The sequence below is a fragment of the Streptomyces odontomachicola genome, from assembly GCF_039605595.1.
Taxonomy (GTDB): Bacteria; Actinomycetota; Actinomycetes; order Streptomycetales; family Streptomycetaceae; genus Streptomyces.
In genome coordinates, this window is sequence record NZ_JBCFOK010000029.1 from 45,492 (window position 1) to 64,647 (window position 19,156).

Below are 19,156 nucleotides of genomic sequence, written 5' to 3' on the forward strand. Positions count from 1 at the left end.
CGGGGCGGGGCGGGCCGGGCTCAGAAGGACGGCTCGTAGCGCCCGTCCACCGCCGTCCAGCCGCCGTCGACGGTCAGCACGCTGCCCGTCACGTACGTGGAGGCGTCGGAGACCAAGTAGGCCACCGCACCCGCGACTTCGGCGGGCCGCGCCCAGCGCTGGAGCGCCGAGGCCCGCGCGTAGGCGTCGTACCACTCGGGGTCCGCCGCGATCTGGTCGGTCAGCGGCGTGCGCACCACGCCGGGCGCCACGGCGTTGAACCGCACGCCCCGCGGGCCCCATTCGGCGGCCGCGGTACGCAGGAGCTGCACGAGCCCCGCCTTGGACGCGGCGTACGCGCCCTGCCCCGGCTCGACCTGGAAGGCGCGCATGGACGCGAAGCTCACGACGCTGCCGCCGCCCCGCTCGGCCATGCCGGGGGCCACCGCCTGAATGAGGGAGAAGTGGGCGCGCAGGTTGAGCGCGATGACGCGGTCGAACTCCTCCATCGAGTAATCCGCGATCCGTTTGCGGACGTTCACTCCGACCGTGACCACGAGCCCGTCCAGCGCGCCCCACGCGTCGGCGGCCGTGCGCAGCGCCTCGGGGTCCAGCACGTCGAGCGCGTACGGGGTCGCCGTACCCGGCGGTCCGCCCGGCGCGGGCTCCCGCTGAACGTCCTCCGCCGCGAGCCGCGCGGTCTCCTCCGCTCCCGCCGCGTCCCGGTCGGCGACGGTGACCTCGGCGCCCTGCGCGGCGAGGGCGCGCACCGCCTCGCGGCCGATGCCGCCCCCGCCGCCGACGACGGCGACCCGGCGCCCGTCGAGCCGGAACAGGCGGGAGTAGTCCGGCAGTCGGGGCACGGGCGGCTCTCCGGCAGGGGGTGCGGACCTCTCGCGCGCGCTCATGGACGGATCACCGCCATCCGGGTCACGGTCAGCTCCTCGATCGCGAACCGGGGTCCCTCGCGGCCGGTTCCTGAGTCCTTCACACCGCCGTACGGTGCGATGTCGCAACGGTATCCGGGCACTTCGTTGACCACGACGCCGCCCACGTCGAGCGTGTCGAGCGCCTCGAAGGCGGCGCCGAGGCCGCGTGTGAAGACCGCCGCGTGCAGCCCGTAGCGGCTGGCGTTCACGGTCTCGTACGCCGTCTCCAGATCGGGCACGGTGCGCAGGCACACCACAGGGCCGAAGATCTCCTCGTCCCAGGCGGGCTGCCCGTCCGGCACCTCGGCGAGCAGCGTGGGCGCGATGCTCCGACCGCCCTCACCTGCGCGTTCGCCGCCCGCGACCACCCGCGCCCCGGCGTCCGTCGCGCGCCGGATCCAGTCCAGCACCCGTTCCGTCGCAGCCTCGTCGATGAGCGGGGCGACGCGGGTGGCCTCCTCGCGGGGGTCGCCGACGGCGAGTTCGGACAGCCGGCCGGCGATGCGCTTCTCCAGTTCCTCAGCGACGTCCCGTACGGCGATGACGCGCTGCACCGCGATGCACGCCTGGCCCGAGGCGTAGTAGCCGCCGCGCAGCACCGCGTCGGCCGCCGCGTCCAGGTCGGCGTCGGCCGCGACCACCAGCGCGGCGTTGGAGCCCAGTTCGAGCACGGTCTTGCGGGGCGCGGCGTCCCCCGCGATGCGGTGGCCGACCTCGGCCGAGCCGGTGAAGGACACGGCGGCGACCTCGGGGTGGGTGGTGAGGGTCCGGCCCACCGCGGCGTCCCCGGTGACCAGTTGGACGGCGCCCGGCGGAACGCCCGCCTCCGTCAGTCGCTCGCGCACCAGGTGCACCAGCCACAGGGTGGCCAGCGGGGTCTGGGGCGCGGGCTTCACGATGACGGGGCAGCCGGCGGCCAGCGCCGGGGCGATCTTGTGGGAGGCCAGCATGACCGGGTAGTTGAAGCCCGCGATGCCGGTGACGACGCCGATCGCGCGCCGTGTCCACCACCCGGTCATCCCGTCGCCCGACGGCAGCGCGTCGAGCGGAACGGTCTCGCCGTGCGTCCTGCTCACCTCGTCGGCGGTGGCCTGCCAGGTGGCGACGGAGCGCAGCACCTCGGTACGGCAGTCGGCGCGCGGCTTGCCGGTCTCCAGGACGAGCAGGTCCTCCAGCGCGGAGGCGCGCCGCTCCAACTCCCCCGCCACCTCGGCCAGCACGCGCCGCCTCGTACGCGAGGGAAGCCGGGCCACCTCGCGCCGCAGGCCGGCGGCGTGCTCCACGGCCCGCGCCGCGACCGCCTCGTCGCCGACCGGCGCGCTCCCGATCACGCTCCCGTCGTACGGGAACCTGACGGCCGCCTCCTCGGGCGCGGGAACCCACCCGTCCCCTACGGGAAGACCCTGGGGGAACTCCGGGACAGCACTCACCGGCCCACTGCTCATCGGCCCGCTCCTTCCGTCAGGAACTCCCGCGCCGCCGCCGCGTACACCCGCACGTACTCGGTGATCTCCCGCACCTCCACGTACTCGTCCTTCTGGTGGGCGATCCACTTGCCGCCGGGGCCGTAGACCACCGTGGGCAGTCCAGCGTCGCGGGTGAGGATCGTGCCGTCGGTCGTGCCCGGGACCGCGCCGAAGCGGGGCGCCGCACCGTGCACCCGCGCATGGCCCGCCACCAGCGCGGACACCACCGGATGGTCCTCGGGCAGCTCGATCGCGGGGCGGTCGTCGACGACGGTGAGGGCGACCGAGACCCCGTAGGGGCCGGCCGCCGCGGTCGCCGCCTCCCGCACGCGGCCGACGAGTTCGCCGTGGTCGGTGCCCGGGATCGTACGGAGGTCGACCCCCACGAGACCGTGCGCGGGGATCACGTTGAGCTGGGCCGGATCGCCCGCGTGCAGCACCGTGGGCGTGACGGTGACCCTCCCGGCGTGCGGGTGCTCCCCGTAGTGGCGCTCGGCCCACTCCTGCACCCCGGCGAGCGCGTCCACGATCCGCGCCCCCGCCGCCACGGGGCTCCTGCCCTCCTGCGGCATCGCGCCGTGCGCCATCGCGCCGCGCAGGTCGAGCCGCAGCCGGATGCCGCCGCGCGCGGAGGTGCACACCTCGTACCCCTCGGGCTCGCACACGATCACGGCGTCCACCTCGCGGGCGAGCGGCGAGGCGGCGAACGCCTTGGCCCCGAGCATCATGCCCTCCTCGTCCGCGAGGACCCCGAGCACCACCCGGCCGGGGAAGGGCCCTTCCCGCTCCAGCGCCCGCACCCCGTAAATCATCGCTGCCACACCGGACTTCATGTCGGCGGCGCCGCGCCCCCACAGCTTCCCGTCCCGCACGACCGCCCCGTAGGGGTCGACCGTCCAGTCCTCCGGGTCGCCCTCGGTGACCACGTCGGTGTGCCCCTCGAACATCAGGGTCGACCCTGGACCGCCCCCGCCCTCCACCACGGCGATCACGCTGTGCCTGCCGGGCGCCGACTCCACCACCTCGTGCGGCCAGCCGAACTCCGCGAACAGCGCGGCCACCAGCTCGGCGGCCGGCCGCTCCACCTCGGCCGTGCCCTCGGCGCCCTCGTCGGCGACGGTGCGCAGCCGCACCAGCGCCCGGGTGAACGCGACGGCTCCGTCCTCCGCCGCCCGTCCGTCGTGGGTGCGCACGGCACCGGGTCCTGGCTGCATGGAACCTCCAACTCGCCCGCCGCCCACGCCGGTTGACCGGCCAGGCGACTGGTCAGACCAGTCGATCTTCCGTACTGTGCTCGCGGGCCCGCGGGCCGGTCAAGGGGTACGCGAGGACACCAGGGAACAGCCGGGGAAAGACCAGGGAGGGGACATGTCCGACGGCGGCGCGCCGTTCCGGCCGGTCCAGCCGGTACGCGCGTACCAGCGGGTGGCCGAGCAGATCGAGGACCGCATCCTCAGCGGCGAGCTCCCGTCCGGCACCCGGCTGCCGGCCGAACGGGAGCTGGTACGCCAGTTCGCCGTCGGCCGCTCCACGATCCGCGAGGCGCTGCGGGTGCTCCAGTCGGCAGGCCTGGTGCGCTCGCGCCCCGGTGATCCGCTGGGCGCCGAGGTGCTGGGCGTCTCCCCCGACAACCTGAGCCAGGCGCTGGGCAGGCTCACCCGCTCCCACCACTCGTCGCTGGGCGAACTGGTCCAGTTCCGCATGGTGTTGGAGGCGGAGAGCAACAGGCTCGCGGCGCGGCTGCGCACCGAAGCGGACCTGGAGCGCATGGAGGCGCAGGTCGCGCACATGGAGGAGCTGGCCGGGCAGACGCACGCGGGGCCCGCAGGCGTGCACGCGTTCAGCGAGGCCGACGCGCTGTTCCACCGCGCCGTGGCCGAGGCGAGCGGCAACGCGCTGCTGAGCCTGTGCACCCGCGCGGTGCACGAGGCCGTGGTCGAGGTGATCGAGCGCAAGATCGCGGACGCGGAGCACGCAGCGGAGTGGACGGCACGCTCCATCGCCCATCACCGCGAGGTGCTGGCGGCGATCCGCGAGGGCGACGCGGCGGAGGCGGCCGATCTGGCACGCCGCGCGCTGCACGCGTACTACGCGCCGCACGTCCCCGAGCGGTCACGGACCCTCCTGGACGCGGCACTTCCCGAGCAGCGCGGCTGAAACACGACGCCGCCCCCTCCGCTCCCCGCAAAAGCATTTGTACGCCCGTACACACCGCTGTATAGGGTTGTCCGAATCGCCCAGGACAGGATGCGGAAAGGGAGCGGAACACCATGCAGGAGAACCCGGCCGGAACCGACGCGCCGCGGGAGGCCGTTCCGCCGAGGGCCGGACTGCGCGAGTGGGCCGGTCTGGTCATCCTGACCCTGCCGGTGCTGCTCATCGCCATCGACCTGACCGTGCTGGGCTTCGCCGTCCCGCAGTTGAGCGAGGACCTCTCCCCCTCCAGCACCCAGCTCCTGTGGCTGGTGGACATCTACTCCTTCGTGCTCGCGGGGCTGCTGGTCACCATGGGCACGCTCGGCGACCGCATCGGCCGCCGCAAGCTTCTGATGATCGGCTGCGCGGGCTTCGGCGCCGCCTCGCTGCTCGCCGCGTACGCGCCGAGCGCCGCGGCCCTCATCGCCTCGCGCGCGCTGCTCGGCGTGGCCGGGGCGACCCTGATGCCGTCGACGCTGTCGCTGCTGCGCAACATGTTCCGCGAGGAGCGGCAGCGGCTGACCGCGATCGCCGCCTGGGGCTCGGCATTCGCCGCCGGCTCCGCGCTCGGCCCGGTGGTCGGCGGCGTGCTGCTGGAGCACTTCTGGTGGGGCTCGGTCTTCCTGATCAACCTGCCGCTGGTGGCCCTCGCGCTGCTGGCACTGCCGCTGCTGGTGCCGGAGACCCGCGACCCCTCGCCCGGCCGCTTCGACCTGCCGAGCGCCGCGCTCTCGCTCCTCGCGGTCATCCCGGTCGTGTACGGGATCAAGTCCTTCGCACACGGCGACAAGCTGATCGCGCTGCCCTTCGTGGTGGCCGGGCTCGCCTTCGGCGCGGTCTTCGTGCGGCGGCAGCGCGCGCTCGCCGACCCGCTGATCGACATCTCGCTGTTCCGCATCCGCCGCTTCTCGGCCGCGATCGGCACCAACATGCTGGTGGTGTTCGTGATGGCCGGCGCGCTGTTCTTCATCCCGCAGTACCTCCAGCTCTCCGAGGGCCTCTCGCCGCTGACCGGCGGGCTGCTCCTGCTGCCCGGCGCCGCGATGGACATCACCGCGGGCTTCCTCGCGGCTGCCGCGGCGCAGCGGGTCGGCGTGCAGCGCCTGATCTGCGGCGGCCTGGCGATAGCGGCGCTCGGGTACTCGATGCTCTGCGCGCTGCGGCTGGGGGACGGCGCGACGGTGGTGACCGTGGCGTTCTGCTTCGTCAGCCTCGGCGTGGGGACGACGATGACGCTCACCAACAGCATCGTGCTCTCCACGGTCCCGCCGGAGCGCGCGGGCGCCGCCTCGGCCGTCTCCGAGACGGCCATCGAGCTGGGCGGCGCGCTGGGTATCGCGGTGCTGGGTTCGGTGCTGTCCTCCGCGTACCGGGCGCACCTCGACGACGTGCCCGGCATCCCGGGACCCGCGATGGAGTCCGCCAAGGAGACCATCGGCAACGCGCTGGCCACCGCGTCCCGCGTCGGCGGAGAGGCGGGCCACACGCTGGCGGACGCGGCGCGCGGCGCCTACACCGGGGGCATCCAGATCACGGGCGCGGTGGGCGCCGCGCTGCTGGCCTTCGCCGCCGTGCAGGCGTGGGTGCTGCTGAAGCAGCACGACTGAGCCGTAGGGCCGCCCCCTGTCGCCGGTCGGTACGCACCGTACGCGCAGGTAACAGGACGGGGAGGCCCGTGCTGCGGGGGATGTCACGGGCGGGCAACCTGCTGTTTGCCCGATTTGCACGGGTGGCCGGGTACGGTGGTGATCACGCCGTCGGCCACTGCCGTCCGCCGGACCCTTCGTAGAACGCCACGAGGAGGCCCGTGCTCCGCACCGCAGCCCGCCGTACCGCCGATTCCCTCAGCTCCGCCCGCTCCTCCGTGCCGCCGTGGCTGGTCCACCCCTTCAGGTGGCAGCGCGCTCCGGTGCCCTGGGCGGCCGTGCTGCGCGGCGCGCTCGCGGCAGGGCCGCTGCTGGCGCTCGCCGTGGTGACCGGGCACGCGGGCGCGGGGGTCATGGCCGGCATGGGCGCGATGCTGGCAGGAGTCAACGACCGTCCGGGGACTCGTCGTACGGGCATCGCGCACATCGGACTGCCCGCGCTGATGGGCGCCGTCGGGCTGCTGTCTGGCTCGCTGCTGGAGAGCGTCGTGCCCTCCGCGTGGTGGACGCTCCCGCTGCTGTTCGCGGTCGCGATGATCGGCGGCACCGTCAGCATCTCGGGCCAGGTGTGGTCCAGCGCGGGCATGCAGCTCATCGTGACCACGACCGTCGGCGCCGGGATGCCGATGCCCGGCAACCCCGGATTCAAGGCGCTCTGCTTCCTCGCCGGAGCCGGGTGGCTTCTGCTGCTCCGCCTCGTCCTGCGTACGCCGCGGCAGTTGGGCGGCGCGCTGGGCGGCGCGCTGCACGGCGAACGGGCCGCGGTCGCCGGGGTGTTCGACGCGCTGGCCGACGCGCTGGAGGCGGCCGGCGGACCGCGCGCCGAGACCGCGCGCCGCGCGCTGACGGGCGCGCTGGACCGCGCCGACGAGGCGCTGCGGCTGCACCGCCTGTTCCGGCTGCGCCGTGGCACGCCCGCCGAGGTGCTGCTGGCCCAGCAGTTCGCGTCAGCGACCGCTCTGTGCGAGTCGAGCGTGGCGCTGCTGTGGGAGGGCCGCGCGCTCCCGGAACGGGTGATCGCCGGGCCGCGGCGGCTGGCCGACGCGGTGCGCAGCGGCGAACGCCCGGGGCGGCTGCCCTCGCCTGCCTCCGACAGCCCGGCGCGCAGCTCCTTCGACCGCGCGCTGCTCAAGGCGGCCGTGGCCTTCTCCCGCACGGAACCCGCGGGCTCCGCCGGCGACACCGATCCGCACGCGCCGCGCACCGCGCGGGGCAACAGGGCCCGCTACCGCCGCGCGCTGTTCGGCGCCGCCGGGCGCTCGTACGGGATCCGGGTCGCGGTCTGCGTGACGGCGAGCGCGGTGGTGGCGCTGCTGCTGGGGACCGAGCACTGGTTCTGGCTGCCCGCGACGGCGGCGTTCCTGGTCAAGCCGGACATGGGCCCGCTGTTCTCGCGCACCGTCAACCGCTTCGCCGGTACGGCGCTGGGCGTGCTGGTCTTCGCCGGGCTCGCCACTCTCGGCCAGGCGGTGGGCGGCCCCTGGTGGCCCGCGCTGCTCGCGGGGGCGGCGGGCTCGGCCGTGCCGGTGGCCACCCGGCACTTCGCGCTCCAGACCTCGGTGATCACCGTGATGGTGCTGTCCTTCGTGTGGACGGGCGGCGACACCCAGGCGGCGCCGGACCGGCTGACCCACACCGCCATCGCCTGCGCGATCGTGCTGCTCGTCGGCCACCTGCCGCAGCTCGTGGCGCCCGGCGCGCACGTGGGCAACCGCTTCGCGGTGGGGCTGCGGCGTACCGAGGACTACGTGCGGCACGTGCTGACCGCCCCGCGCGGCAGCGAGGCCGACGACGAGCGGCGCGCGCTGCGCCGGGCCGCCTACCGTGCGCTCGGCGAGGTGCGGGCGCTGGCCGCGAAGGCCGCGGCCGAGTTCCCCTCGCGGCGCGGCCAGACCCGCGACTGGCTGGCGCTGCTGGCCACGGCTGAGCGCGTGGTGGACGCGGCGACCGCGTGCGCGGTGCGCCTGGAGCACGGCGGCCCCCGCCCCTCCGTGCGGGAGGTCGAGGAGCTGGCCGGGCAACTGGCCCAGGCCGCGTCCGACATGGACGGCAGGAACGGCCGCGACCGGCTCGCGCACAGCGGGGTGCTGGACTCCGTGGTGCACCGGCTGCACCACACCGGGGTGCTGACGCGGGCGGCCTGAGCCCCTGGACGCGCCCCCGCCCTTAGGGGCCCCAGGGGGTCACAGGGTCACGCCGCGCTCCCGCAGCCACGGCACCGGGTCGATCCCCGAGCCGAGCTGCGGGGTGGCCCTGATCTCCAGGTGCAGGTGCGGGCCCGTGGAGTTGCCGGTGTCGCCGGAGAGCCCGATCTGCTGTCCGGCCCGCACCCGGCTTCCCGGCTCCGCCTGGAGCAGCGAGAGGTGCGCGTACTGCGAGTAGTAGCCGTTGTCGTGCCGGACGACGATCTGGTTGCCGAAGCCGTCGCCGCAGCCGGCCGAGTACACGGTCCCGTCCCCCACGGCCCGTACGGGTGTCCCCTCGGGGACGGCGAAGTCCTGCCCGGTGTGCCAGTTGGACCAGTGGGACCCGGAGGAGGCGTAACCGGCCGACAGCTCGTACGCATCGTCGTCCTTGTCCACCGGGGTCACCCAGCGCGGCCCGCCCGCGCGCGGCGGGGGCGGCGGGTCCGCCTTCGCACAGCCGGTCTGCGTGCGCCGGACCTGCACGGACTGCGTCTGCTGCGCCCGCAGTTCGCGCTGCACCCGCGCGAGCTTCGCCTCGACGGCGCGCTTGGCCGCCGTACTCCGGGCCGAGCTCCGCTCCAGCGCGCGGAGCGTGGACTGCGCCCGTGCGCGGTCGCGTTCGAGGCCGCGCTGCGCGGAGCGGGCCGCGTCGAGCAGGCCGCTGAACGCGTGGTCGCCCTGCCGCTGCACGTCGAGCCTGCGCAGAAAGGCGTACGGGGTACGGGAGTTGAGGAGCCGCGCGCCCGGCGACCACACCCCGTTGCGGTACTGGCTCCTGGCCACCACGCCGACCTGCCGGTGCAGCACGCCGAGCCGCCGCTCACCCTGCCGCACCCGCGCATGGAGGCGGTGCGCGGCGGCGCGCTGCCGCCTGACGTCGTGCCGCGCCTTCTCGTAGCGGGCCGTGGCCTTCGCGGCCTCGCGGTAGAGCGCGTCGGCGCGGGCGCCGAGCCCCGCGACGGGCTGCGGGTGCGGCGGCTGCGCCGCGGCCGCCGGCCCGCCGGTCAGCGCCAGCGCGCAGGCGAGGGCGGCGAAGCCGGAACGAGCGAAATGTCCCATGAGCAGATCGTGCGGGGCGCGGGGCGCACGACCGCTTCACGACGCGCTGTCGGGCGGCGCGTGACCCGTCCTCCGTACGCGGCTTCGGTGCGGCGCGCGGGGGCTCAGCGGGGTTCGGGGCGGCCGAACAGCGGGGCGTGTCCCGGTGGCAGGTGTTCCAGGATGCGGCGGATCAGGGCCTCGTCGGCGCGGGCCGCGACCGCGCCGAGCACGGCGTCGGCGTCGCGGCGCGCGGTCTCGGGGCGGCCGCCGTCGCGTGCGGCGAGCGCGGCGAGCAGGCGCTCGGGGGTGAGCGGGCCGCCCTCGTCCGGGGCCGGGGCGTCCAGCAGCAGCGGGGCGACGAGCGGGGGGAGGAACAGGGCGAGACGGGTGCGGTCGGTGTCCGCGAGGTGGGCGCCGAGGGTTTCGAGTACGGCCTGCGTGGCGCGGGCGGCCTCTTGCGGAGTGGGGTAGCCGCCGCGTTCGGTCACCTCGGCGAGCAGCGCCTCCAGGGTCTCATCCACGGGGTCGCTCCCTCGTCACGACGTTCCTCGCCAGTCTGCCCACCTCGGCACCCTCTCATGGGCACCGCCCCCGCCCGAGAAGCGACTGCTCGTACGCAACCCGCGGACGCCGCAGACCAGAGCGAGGCCCGACCGGAGGCGCGGAGCGTCGTAGGGCGGGCCGTCACTCAAAAGTCGGGCGCAACCACCCACACACATCCCGCCGCAGCGGAAAGCAACCACACGCGCAAGGGGTCGGCGGTCACAAGCGCAACGCTCTCGCCAGCAGCGGCCAGGACGCGTGGAATTCCCTCTCCCAATACGGCCAGGAATGGGCGCCGCCTCGGTAGAGGTGGATCCGCGCGGGCACGCGGCGCAGACGCAATTCCTCTGCGAAGGCGGCATTGGAGGGCCACACGGAGCTCTCCAGGATCTGTTCCTCGGGCAGGCCGCCCGAACCGCAGGACACGTACACCCCCTTCCCGCGAAGCCGCTCCACCAGCGAAAAGGGATCACGCGCCCGCCAGTTGGAGCGCTGGAACACAGGGCTCCCCCACAGCGCCGACGGCGCAGCCAGCTCCCGCGCGACGATCGCGTACACAAGCCCGGGAACGCCGGGCAGCAAGGTATGCGGAATCCCGCTGTAAGAAGCCGCCGCGACGAAAGAATCAGGATGCCGCGCCGCCAGCGCGAGCGCCCCGTAACCACCGGTCGAAACCCCCGCGACCGCACGCAGCGCCGAGGCGCCGAACCGCGCCCGCAACACCGCCCCCACCTCCCGCACATGAAAGGTCTCGTAATCCTCGCCGCCCCGCCCGCCGTGCCACCACGCCGTGGGAATCCCGGTCCTGCCGGACTCGGGCAGCACGGCGATCACGTCCTTGTCGCGGAGGAAGGACGCGACGTCCGTCTCCCGCGTCCACGACGTGTACGTGTCGTGCGCGCCCTGCAGCAGATGCAGCACGGGCCACGTACGCCCCGCACCGCGCCGCCACCCCGGAGGGAGCAGCACCCGCACCGGCAGCGTGCGGCCCGCCGCAGGCGAGTCGATGCGCAGCTCGACGGTGCGCGAACCGGTACGCCGCTCCGACACGACCCGCGCCCCACCCGCACCGGGCACCACACCACCCGCGCCGCCGCCCCACGCGGCGGGCACCACAAAGGCGCCGCCCGCCACAGCCGCCCCACCGCCCAGCGCGCCCAACACCGCACGCCGCGAGGGCCGTCCGGACCCCGGCTCAGCACCCATCGGACCGCCCTTCACTTCACTCTTCGCTTTCGGCAAGGAACCCGCCCACATGACGCGCCAGCAGGTCCACCGCCGGCGGGTCCAGGAGGGAGAGGTGGTGCCCGTGAACCGGCACAACGGCGAGGTCGGAGCAGTACGCGTCCCAGCCCAGCGCCTCGTCCTCGCGCTCGTAGCGCGCGTCCCGCACGGTGTGCGGCGCGGCCTCGGTGGCCCGTACGAGCAGGGTGCGGCCCGCGTACGGGCCCGGCGTGTGCCGTTCGCCACTGCGCAGATCCAGGTACGAGGTGCGCTGGTGCTCCAGCGCGGAGTGAGGCGGTCCGACGGCCTGTTCCAGCGCCTTGACCACCAACTCGACCTGCCCGGCGTCGTCGAGCAGCGCCAGCTCCCCGTACGGGAGCGGCAGCGGCACCCCGTAGGTGTCCTCCACGTACGCGGCGAAGGCGGCGAACCTCCGGCGCGCCTCCTCGCGGGGCGGCAGCTCCGGCGCGGGCAGCGGCAGCACGCTGTCGATCAGCAGCAACGCGCTCACCCGCCCGCCCTCGGCGACGAGCACCCGCGCGGCCTCCTGCGCGAGGAGCCCCCCGTACGACCACCCGCCCAGCACCCAGGGCCCGTCGGGGCAGGTCTCCCGCACCAACCGAGCACAGACACGGGCCCGTTCGGCAACGGAGGAGGGCTCATCCACCCGCTCCAGCCCATAACACGTACGCCCGGCACCAAGCCGCTCAGCCAACGCGGAATACACCGCGGGCCCGCCTCCCGCGGGATGCGCGAGAAACAACGGCGCCCCCGCCCCGCCCTCAGCGAGAACCCGTACGGGACCGCCCCCGGAGCGCGCCGCCCCGGAACGCGCCCCGGAGTCCGCTCCGGGATCGGTCAGGGGCCGCCGCACACCCGGCCCCACCTCGGCACCCACCCCGGAGCGCACCCCGGGGTCGGCCTCGGAGCCGCCCCCGCCCCCTTCCACCCACTCCGCGACCCCCTCCAACGTGCCCCGCCTCAGCAGCACCGCAGGCGGCACCGCGACGCCGAACTCCCGCTCCGCGAAGGTCCGGATGCGGGCAGCCATCAGGGAGTCCAGGCCGAAATCGGTCAGCGGGGCGTCCGGGGCGAGCTGGCCTGGCGGGAAGCCGAGTACGCGTCCGACGCCCTCGGTGAGACGGGCCAGCACGGAGGTCGCGTCCGGCGCCGGGGGATCGCACGGCTCCTCAGCGACGGGGTGCGGCAGGCCCTCCACCTGGGCGGATCCGCCTCCCCGCACGCGCCCCGCCGTCCAGTGCGGCCGGTGCCACCACCGCGCTCCCGGCACGTCGGCGACCCGCCCTCCCGGGTGCAGCGCGGCCCCGCGCGGCGGGAGTCCATGGGCGAGCAGCGCGGCGAGGCCGGTGCGGAAGGTGTGCGCGTCGTCCGTGCCGCGCCGCAGCGTCGGCACCAGCAGCGCCTCGCCCTCGGCGGCCCCGGCGGCGCGCGCCGCCTCCCAGGTCTCGGCGAGCGGATGCAGCTGGGTGGGGTGCGGCGACACCTCGACGAAGGCGCGGTGCCCGTCCTCCGCCGCCGCGGTCACGGCCTGCGCGAACCGTACGGGCCTGCGCAGATTCGCCGCCCAGTACGCGGCGTCGTACGCGGGCCGCTCGCGCGGATCCTCCAGCACCGTCCCGTACGGCGGCACCGACGGCGTCCGGGGCGCCAACCCGGCCAGTCCCTCGCGGAGTTCGCCGAGCAGCGGGTCGACGTGCGGCGAGTGTCCCGCGACGCCGACCGGCAGCGCGCGGGCGAGGCCGCCGCGCACGGTGACCTGCTCCACGAGCGCGGCCACCTCGGCGTCCGTACCGGTGACGACGGTCTGCGCGGGCGAGGCGTGCACGGCCAGTTCGACGCTGGGGAAGCGCGCGGACAGCCGCTCGACCTCGGCGGACGTGAGCTCCACGGCCGCCATGGCCCCGCCGCTCTGCCGGGCCAGCAGCCGGGAGCGCAGACCGACGACCCGCGCGCCGTCCGCAAGGTCCAACGCGCCGGCGACGACGGCCGCGGCCACCTCGCCCAGCGAGTGCCCGATCACGGCGGACGGTACGCAGCCGTACGCGCGCCACAGTTCGGCGAGCGCGACCTGCATCCCGAACAGCACCGGCATCACGACGTCGGGGCCCTCCAACACGGCGCCCGCACGCAGGTGTTCGCGGAGCGAGAGCCCGGCGTGCTCGCGCAGCACCGGCTCCAGGCGGTCGACGGCCTCGGCGAAGGCGGGCTCGGCGTCGAGCAGCCGCTCCCCCATCCCGGCCCACTGCGACCCGTACCCCGAGAACACCCACACGGGCCCCGGCGGCTCCGTCTCGCCCTCCGCCACCTGCACGCACACATCCGGCCGCCCCTCCGCGAGCGCGGTCAGCGCCCGCGCCGCCTCCCCGGTGTCCCGCACGGTCAGCGCGGCGCGGTGCCGCCCGCGCCCGGTCCTCCCCGCGAGCGTGCGCCCCAGGTCGTACGGGTGGACCGCGCGCCCTCGCGGTGTCTCCAGCCAGGCCCCCAACTCGCCCGCGTACGCGCGCAGTCGGGGACCGGTCGCGGCGTCCAGCAGCAGGACCGCGGGGGCGCCCCGGGCCGGATCGGGGCGGGACGCCGGGGGCCGCCGGTGCTCCTGGAGCACGGCGTGCGCGTTCGTGCCGCCGAAGCCGAAAGCGGACACCCCGGCGGTCGCGGTCCCGGAATAGCGCGGCCAGGGCTCGGGGTCTGCGGCCACCCGCAGCCGGAGCGCGTCGAAGTCGATGTACGGGGACGGCTGCTGGAAGTGCAGGCTGGGCGGTATCTCGTCGTGGTGCAGGGCGAGCACGGTCTTCAGCAGGCCCACGATCCCGGCCGCCGCCTCCAGGTGCCCGAGGTTGGACTTGACCGAACCGGTCAGCAGCGGCCGGTCGGCGGCGCGGCCCGCGCCGAGCACGGTTCCCAGGGCCTCGGCCTCGATGGGATCGCCCAGCGGGGTCCCCGTACCGTGCGCCTCCACGTGGTCGACGTCCTCGGCGCGCACCCCGGCCGCCGCGCAGGCGCGGGCCAGAACCTCGCGCTGGGCCTGCGGATTGGGCGCGAGCAGGCCGTTCGAGCGGCCGTCCGAGTTGACCGCGGTGGAACGGAGCACCGCGAGCACCCGGTCACCGTCGCGCTCGGCGTCCGCGAGCCGCTTGAGCACCAGCACGGCGCAGCCCTCGCCGCGCACCATGCCGTCGGCCGACGCGTCGAAGGCGCGGCACCTGCCGTTCGGGCTGAGCGCGCCCATGCGCTGGAAGGCGAGCGTGAGCGCGGGCGACAGCAGCAGGTTGGCGCCGCCCGCGAGCGCCGTGTCGCACTCCCCCGTGCCGAGTGCGCGCACCGCGTGGTGCACCGCGACCAGCGAGGACGAACAGGCGGTGTCCAGCGCCATGCTGGGGCCGCGCAGGTCGAGCGCGTACGAGAGCCGGTTCGCGGCGATGCTGAGCGCGGCGCCCGGCGGGGTCCAGGCGTCCACCGCGTCGGGTTCCGCGGTCGTGAGCTGCGCGTACTCGTTGCCGCTGATGCCCACGAAGACGCCGGTAGCCGTCCCGGCGAGCGAGGGCGCGGGCAGCGCGGCGTGGTCCAGCGCCTCGCGCGCGACCTCCAGCAGCATGCGCTGCTGCGGGTCCATGACGGCGGCCTCGCGCGGCGGAATCCCGAAGAACTCCGCGTCGAAGCCCGCGACATCGGCGAGGTAGCCGCCGTGCGGGCTGACGCCGTGCGGGACGTCCCCTTCCTGACCCGGCGCCTCGGGCAGGAACGCGTCCCAGCGCCCCTCCGGCACGAGCCCCACCGCGTCACGCCCCTCGCTGAGCAGCCGCCAGAACTCCTCGGGCCCGTCGGCGCCCGGCAGCCGGCAGCCAGCGCCGACGACGGCGACCGCGGGCAGCCGCGGCACCCCCTCGCCCTCACCGGGTGGACCGGACAGCTCCGCGGCGGGGGCCACGCCGTTGCGGAGCTGCCCGGACTCCCCTGCCCCGCGCGGCCCCTGGGCCTGCCGGGCGCGAGTACCGCCCCGGCGCAGCCGCTCCCCCAGCCGGGCCGGCGTCGGGTGGTCCCACAGCAGCGTCGGGGCCAGCGGCTCGCCGGTGAGCAGGCTCAGCTCGGAGGCGAGCGCGACCGCATCGGCCGAGGTCAGGCCGAGTTCGGCGAAGGGCCGGTGCTCGGTGATCTCCTCGGGCTCCACCCCGTACCGCTCGCACAGCCGCCCCACCACGGCGTCCCGAGCCAGCCGTACGAGTTCCTCATTGGCCCCGCCGCTCACAGCGCCCCCTCCAGGTAGCGGGCGCGGCAGGCCGTGCGGGACACCTTGCCGCTGGAGGTGCGCGGTATCACGCCGGGCTCCACCAGGCGCAGGTCGGCGAGGCGTACGCCGTGCCCGGAGGAGACCGCGGCGCGCGCCGCGACCAGCGCGGCCGCGCGCGTGTCCGCGTCGGGCTCGGCCTCCCTGCGGTGCTCGGCGACCACGACCAACTGCTCGCCCCCTGCCGCGGGGTCGGCCGCCGGGACCGTGAAGGCCGCCGCGCGGTCCCGGCGTACGAGGGGCAGGCGCTCCTGCACGGTCTCCTCGATGTCGTGCGGGTAGTGGTTGCGCCCGTCGACGATCACCAGGTCCTTGAGCCGCCCCGTGACCAGCAGTTCGCCCTCGTGCAGCGCGCCGAGGTCGCCCGTGCGCAGCCACAGTCCTTCCTCGCCGTGGAGGCGCGCGGCGAAGGTCTCGGCGGAGAGCTCCGGCCTGTTGCGGTAGCCGCGCCCGGTGTTGGGGCCCTGGAGCCAGATCTCGCCGACCGTGTCCTCGGGCAGCGGGGCGCCGGTGTCCGGCGCGACGACGCGCAGCCGCTGCCCCGCGGGGGTACCGCAGGCGACCAGGTGGAGCGCGCCCTCGTCGCCGGCGGCTACGGGCACCACCTTGCCGTCGTTCAACGCGGCGCGGTCCACGGCCAGTTGAGACGGTTCACGCTCTGGCGGGTCGGCGCACACGAACACGGTCGCCTCGGCCAGCCCGTACGAGGGGCACTGCGCCTCGGCCCGCAGCCCGTACGGCGCGAAGGCCGCGCCGAACCGCTCGACCGTCGCGGGACGCACCGGCTCGCTGCCGTTGATCAGCGCCCTGACACGTTCCAGCCGCAGGCCCTCGCGCGCCTCCTCGCCGGTGCGGCTGACGCAGTAGTCGTACGCGAAATTGGGCGCGGCACTGACCGCGCCGGGATAGCGGGAGAGCAACCGCAGCCACCGTACGGGGAGTTCGAGGAAGGCAACGGGGTCCATCAGCACCGAGGGGAAGCCGCCGTACAGCGGGGCCGCGACGCTCAGCACCAGGCCCATGTCGTGGAAGAGCGGTAGCCAGCCGACGGTCGTGGTGACGGCCGGGTCGGCCGCGTACGCCTCGACGGCCTGGCGCGCGTTGGCCGCCACGTTGCGGTGCGAGATGACGACGCCGGCGGGGGTGCGGGTCGAGCCCGAGGTGTACTGGAGGTACGCGGCATCCTCGGGCCCGCCCGCGCGCACCCCTTCCCTCAACTCACCCTCGCTGTCCGGGAGTTGAGCGTCCTGGATGCGGTCGACGCACAGCACGCCTGCATCCGGTGCGGGATCCTCGGCGGCCTCGCGCACCGCGGGCTCGTTGGCCGAGTCGGTGAGCAGGCAGGCCGGGGCGCAGTCGGCCAGCACGGCGGACAGCCGCCCCTCGTGCCCCGGCAGTCCCGGCGTGAACAGGGGTACGGCCACCACGCCCGCGTACAGGCAGCCGAGGAACGCGGTCACGTAGTCCAGGCCCTGCGGCAGGAGCAGCGCGACGCGGTCGCCCTGCGCCGTCCCCGCGGCCAGCCGCCGGGCGACGGCGAGCGCGCGGGTGCGCAGGGCGCTCCAGGTCACGGTCGTGTGGGTGCCGGGGGAAGCGGGCCCGTCGAAGGCGACGGCGGTGAACGCGCGGCGCGCGCCGCGCTCCTCGGCCCAGCGGTCCAGCAGCTCGGTCAGCAGGCCGGCCGGAGCGGAGTCCTGTGGGGCCTGTGGGGATGGTGCGGGGGATGCGGGGGACATGGGAAGGACCTCCACGTTGCGGGGAGGCCCCAGACTCACGAGAGGGCAGGGGTGCGCAAATAGCGGCGGCTGACAAATGTGGCGCGGCGGGCTGTGAACGCCGTACGTAGCGGCCGTACGCGGTGCAGGTGGGGGCGGGTGCGCGCACCGCCCGCGCTGCTGACACTCCGTCAAGGAGACGTCGCCCACAGGGGTACGGGGCGATGGCGGGGCGTCCTTTCCGTGGTGACAAGCGGGCGCCCGCGCCTTGTCATCCGTGAAGGAATTGCGGCGGCGGTGCGGACGCGGGCGCTTTCCGGTGCTTAGGGTCCGCGGCCATGACCCGCGCTCCCCTCAGCCCCCCTGCCGCGCCGGTGGCGCCCGTACGCGGCGTGCGCGCGGTCGCCGTGCTGACCGCCGTGGCGCTGTCCGGGTTCATCGCGATGCTGGACAACACCGTGGTGCACGTGGCACTGCCGTCCATGCAGCGCGAACTCTCGTTGAGCGCCGAGGAGTTGGAGTGGGTCGCGGTCAGCTACGTGCTGGTCTTCTCGACACTCATGCTGCTCGGCGGGCGGCTGTCCGATCTGGTCGGGCGGCGGGCGGTGCTGGTGGCGGGGCTGTGCGTGTTCACCGCCGCCTCGGTGTGCGCGGGGCTCGCGGAGAGCGGCGCTTCGCTGATCGCCGCGCGGGGTGTGCAGGGTGCGGGCGCGGCCTGTGTCATTCCGGCCTCGCTGGCCGTAGTGGCGGGCGATCTGCCGGAGCGGAGCCGTACGTTCGCGGTCGGCGTGTGGACCGCGGCGCTCGCGGTGGCGCTCGCGTCGGGCCCGGTGCTGGGCGGCGCGGTGACCGAACACGGCGGGTGGGAGTGGGTGTTCCTGCTCAACCTCCCGTTCGGGGTGGTGGCCGCGCTGCTCGCGCTTGCCGTTCCGCGGCGCTGCGTGGGGGTACGCCGCAGCCCCTCCGCTCTCCTCCGGGTGCTGGACATGCCGGGTGTGCTGCTCTCCGGCGTGGCGCTCTTCCTCCTCACGTACGCGCTGGTCGAGGGCGGTGAACGGGGCTTCGGGCGCAGCCCCGTTCCGGAGTGCCTGCTGGGTGCGGGGGTCGCCGGGGCCGCCTTCCTCTTCGCGCAGTCGCGGGCCTTCACGCCGCTCGTCGATCCGCGTGCGTTCCGGAGCCGCTCGCTGACCGGGGGCGCGGCGGCGCAGGTGCTGTGGGGCGTGGGCGTGAACGGCGTCTTCTTCTTCACCTCTCTCTACCTCCAGCGGATCCTCGGCTTCTCCCCCACCGACGCGGGCCTCGTCTTCCTCCCGCTCGCCCTGACCCTCCTCGCCGTGACCCCCGCGGCCGAGCCGCTGGCCCGCGTGTTCGGCGCGCACCGGGTGATCGCGGCGGGGCTGGCGATGGTCGGGGGCGGGCTGCTGTGCGTCGCCGGGCAGGGCGCTTCGGCGGGGTACGCGGACTTGCAGCCCGGCCTGCTGCTGATCGGCGCGGGCTCCGCGTTCACCGCGCCGATGACGGTCGCCGCGCTGGCCGATGTGCCGGCGGCGCGGGCCGGTACGGCGTCGGGGCTGGTCAGTACGGCGCGGGAGGTGTCGGGCGTGTTCGGGGTGGTGCTGGTGGGCGTGGTCCTGACCCGCCACGAACACTCCGCGCTCCGCGCGGGGTTGGCCCCGGACGCGGCCTTTCTGGACGGCTACCACGCGGGGTTGAGGGTGGGGGCGGGGGCGGTGCTGTGCGGGGCCTGCGTGGTGGTGGTCACCCTGCGCAGGCGGGGGCGGCATCGGGGGCGCGTCCACCGATGACCGCCGACGGGGCGCCGCCGGTTGCCCCCCCCCCCCCCCCCCCCCCCCCGGGGGGGGGGGGGGGGGGGGGGGGGGGGGGGCGGGGGGGGCCCCCCGCCCCGCCCCCCGCCCCCCCCCCCCCCC

General features: G+C 75.4%; 12 protein-coding genes. 4 read left to right on the forward strand and 8 right to left on the reverse strand.

Going from position 1 to position 19,156, the window contains the following annotated elements; all coding sequences use genetic code 11:
- Positions 1 to 20: 20 nt before the first annotated feature.
- The 3 genes from ABEE00_RS34375 to ABEE00_RS34385 are packed head-to-tail and all read right to left on the reverse strand — an operon-like array spanning position 21 to position 3,588.
- A complete protein-coding gene (locus ABEE00_RS34375; RefSeq protein ID WP_345749727.1) occupies positions 21 to 842 on the reverse strand; it encodes an SDR family NAD(P)-dependent oxidoreductase in 822 nt (273 codons plus the stop codon).
- Between the two features lie 41 nt (positions 843 to 883).
- Positions 884 to 2,353, reverse strand: a complete 1,470-nt coding sequence (locus ABEE00_RS34380; RefSeq protein ID WP_345749728.1) for an aldehyde dehydrogenase family protein — start codon at positions 2,351 to 2,353, stop codon at positions 884 to 886.
- Positions 2,350 to 3,588 carry a M20 family metallopeptidase gene (locus ABEE00_RS34385; RefSeq protein ID WP_345749729.1) on the reverse strand — a complete coding sequence of 413 codons (1,239 nt, stop codon included), beginning with the start codon at positions 3,586 to 3,588 and terminating at the stop codon, positions 2,350 to 2,352. The genes ABEE00_RS34380 and ABEE00_RS34385 overlap by 4 nt, the downstream gene beginning before the upstream one ends.
- Before the next feature lie 154 nt (positions 3,589 to 3,742).
- Between ABEE00_RS34385 and ABEE00_RS34390 the strand changes: the two genes are divergently transcribed.
- The 3 genes from ABEE00_RS34390 to ABEE00_RS34400 all read left to right on the forward strand — a co-directional run bounded on the left by ABEE00_RS34390 (position 3,743) and on the right by ABEE00_RS34400 (position 8,360).
- A complete protein-coding gene (locus ABEE00_RS34390) occupies positions 3,743 to 4,531 on the forward strand; it encodes a FadR/GntR family transcriptional regulator (RefSeq protein ID WP_345749730.1) in 789 nt (262 codons plus the stop codon).
- Positions 4,532 to 4,644: 113 nt separating this feature from the next.
- Complete coding sequence (locus ABEE00_RS34395) at positions 4,645 to 6,177, forward strand: MFS transporter (protein WP_345749731.1); 1,533 nt, start codon at positions 4,645 to 4,647, stop codon at positions 6,175 to 6,177.
- A gap of 200 nt (positions 6,178 to 6,377) precedes the next feature.
- On the forward strand, positions 6,378 to 8,360 hold the full coding sequence (locus tag ABEE00_RS34400) for an FUSC family protein (protein ID WP_345749732.1): 1,983 nt from the start codon (positions 6,378 to 6,380) through the stop codon (positions 8,358 to 8,360).
- A gap of 39 nt (positions 8,361 to 8,399) precedes the next feature.
- On the opposite strand, the gene ABEE00_RS34405 is transcribed toward ABEE00_RS34400, so the two are convergent.
- The 5 genes from ABEE00_RS34405 to ABEE00_RS34425 all read right to left on the reverse strand — a co-directional run bounded on the left by ABEE00_RS34405 (position 8,400) and on the right by ABEE00_RS34425 (position 17,249).
- Positions 8,400 to 9,461, reverse strand: a complete 1,062-nt coding sequence (locus ABEE00_RS34405) for a M23 family metallopeptidase (protein WP_345749733.1) — start codon at positions 9,459 to 9,461, stop codon at positions 8,400 to 8,402.
- 104 nt (positions 9,462 to 9,565) lie between these two features.
- Positions 9,566 to 9,964: a DUF2267 domain-containing protein gene (locus tag ABEE00_RS34410; RefSeq protein ID WP_345749734.1), complete on the reverse strand. Its 399-nt coding sequence runs from the start codon at positions 9,962 to 9,964 to the stop codon at positions 9,566 to 9,568.
- A 241-nt stretch (positions 9,965 to 10,205) separates the two neighbouring features.
- Positions 10,206 to 11,243 carry an alpha/beta hydrolase gene (locus tag ABEE00_RS34415; protein ID WP_345749735.1) on the reverse strand — a complete coding sequence of 346 codons (1,038 nt, stop codon included), beginning with the start codon at positions 11,241 to 11,243 and terminating at the stop codon, positions 10,206 to 10,208.
- Positions 11,209 to 15,474: a beta-ketoacyl synthase N-terminal-like domain-containing protein gene (locus ABEE00_RS34420; protein ID WP_345749736.1), complete on the reverse strand. Its 4,266-nt coding sequence runs from the start codon at positions 15,472 to 15,474 to the stop codon at positions 11,209 to 11,211. The genes ABEE00_RS34415 and ABEE00_RS34420 overlap by 35 nt, the downstream gene beginning before the upstream one ends.
- Positions 15,471 to 17,249, reverse strand: a complete 1,779-nt coding sequence (locus ABEE00_RS34425; RefSeq protein WP_345749737.1) for a fatty acyl-AMP ligase — start codon at positions 17,247 to 17,249, stop codon at positions 15,471 to 15,473. The genes ABEE00_RS34420 and ABEE00_RS34425 overlap by 4 nt, the downstream gene beginning before the upstream one ends.
- Before the next feature lie 317 nt (positions 17,250 to 17,566).
- Here ABEE00_RS34425 and ABEE00_RS34430 point away from each other — a divergent pair, with 317 nt between their 5' ends.
- Entirely contained in the window at positions 17,567 to 19,033 is a 1,467-nt protein-coding gene (locus tag ABEE00_RS34430; RefSeq protein WP_345749738.1) for an MFS transporter, read from the forward strand.
- Positions 19,034 to 19,156: the final 123 nt, after the last annotated feature.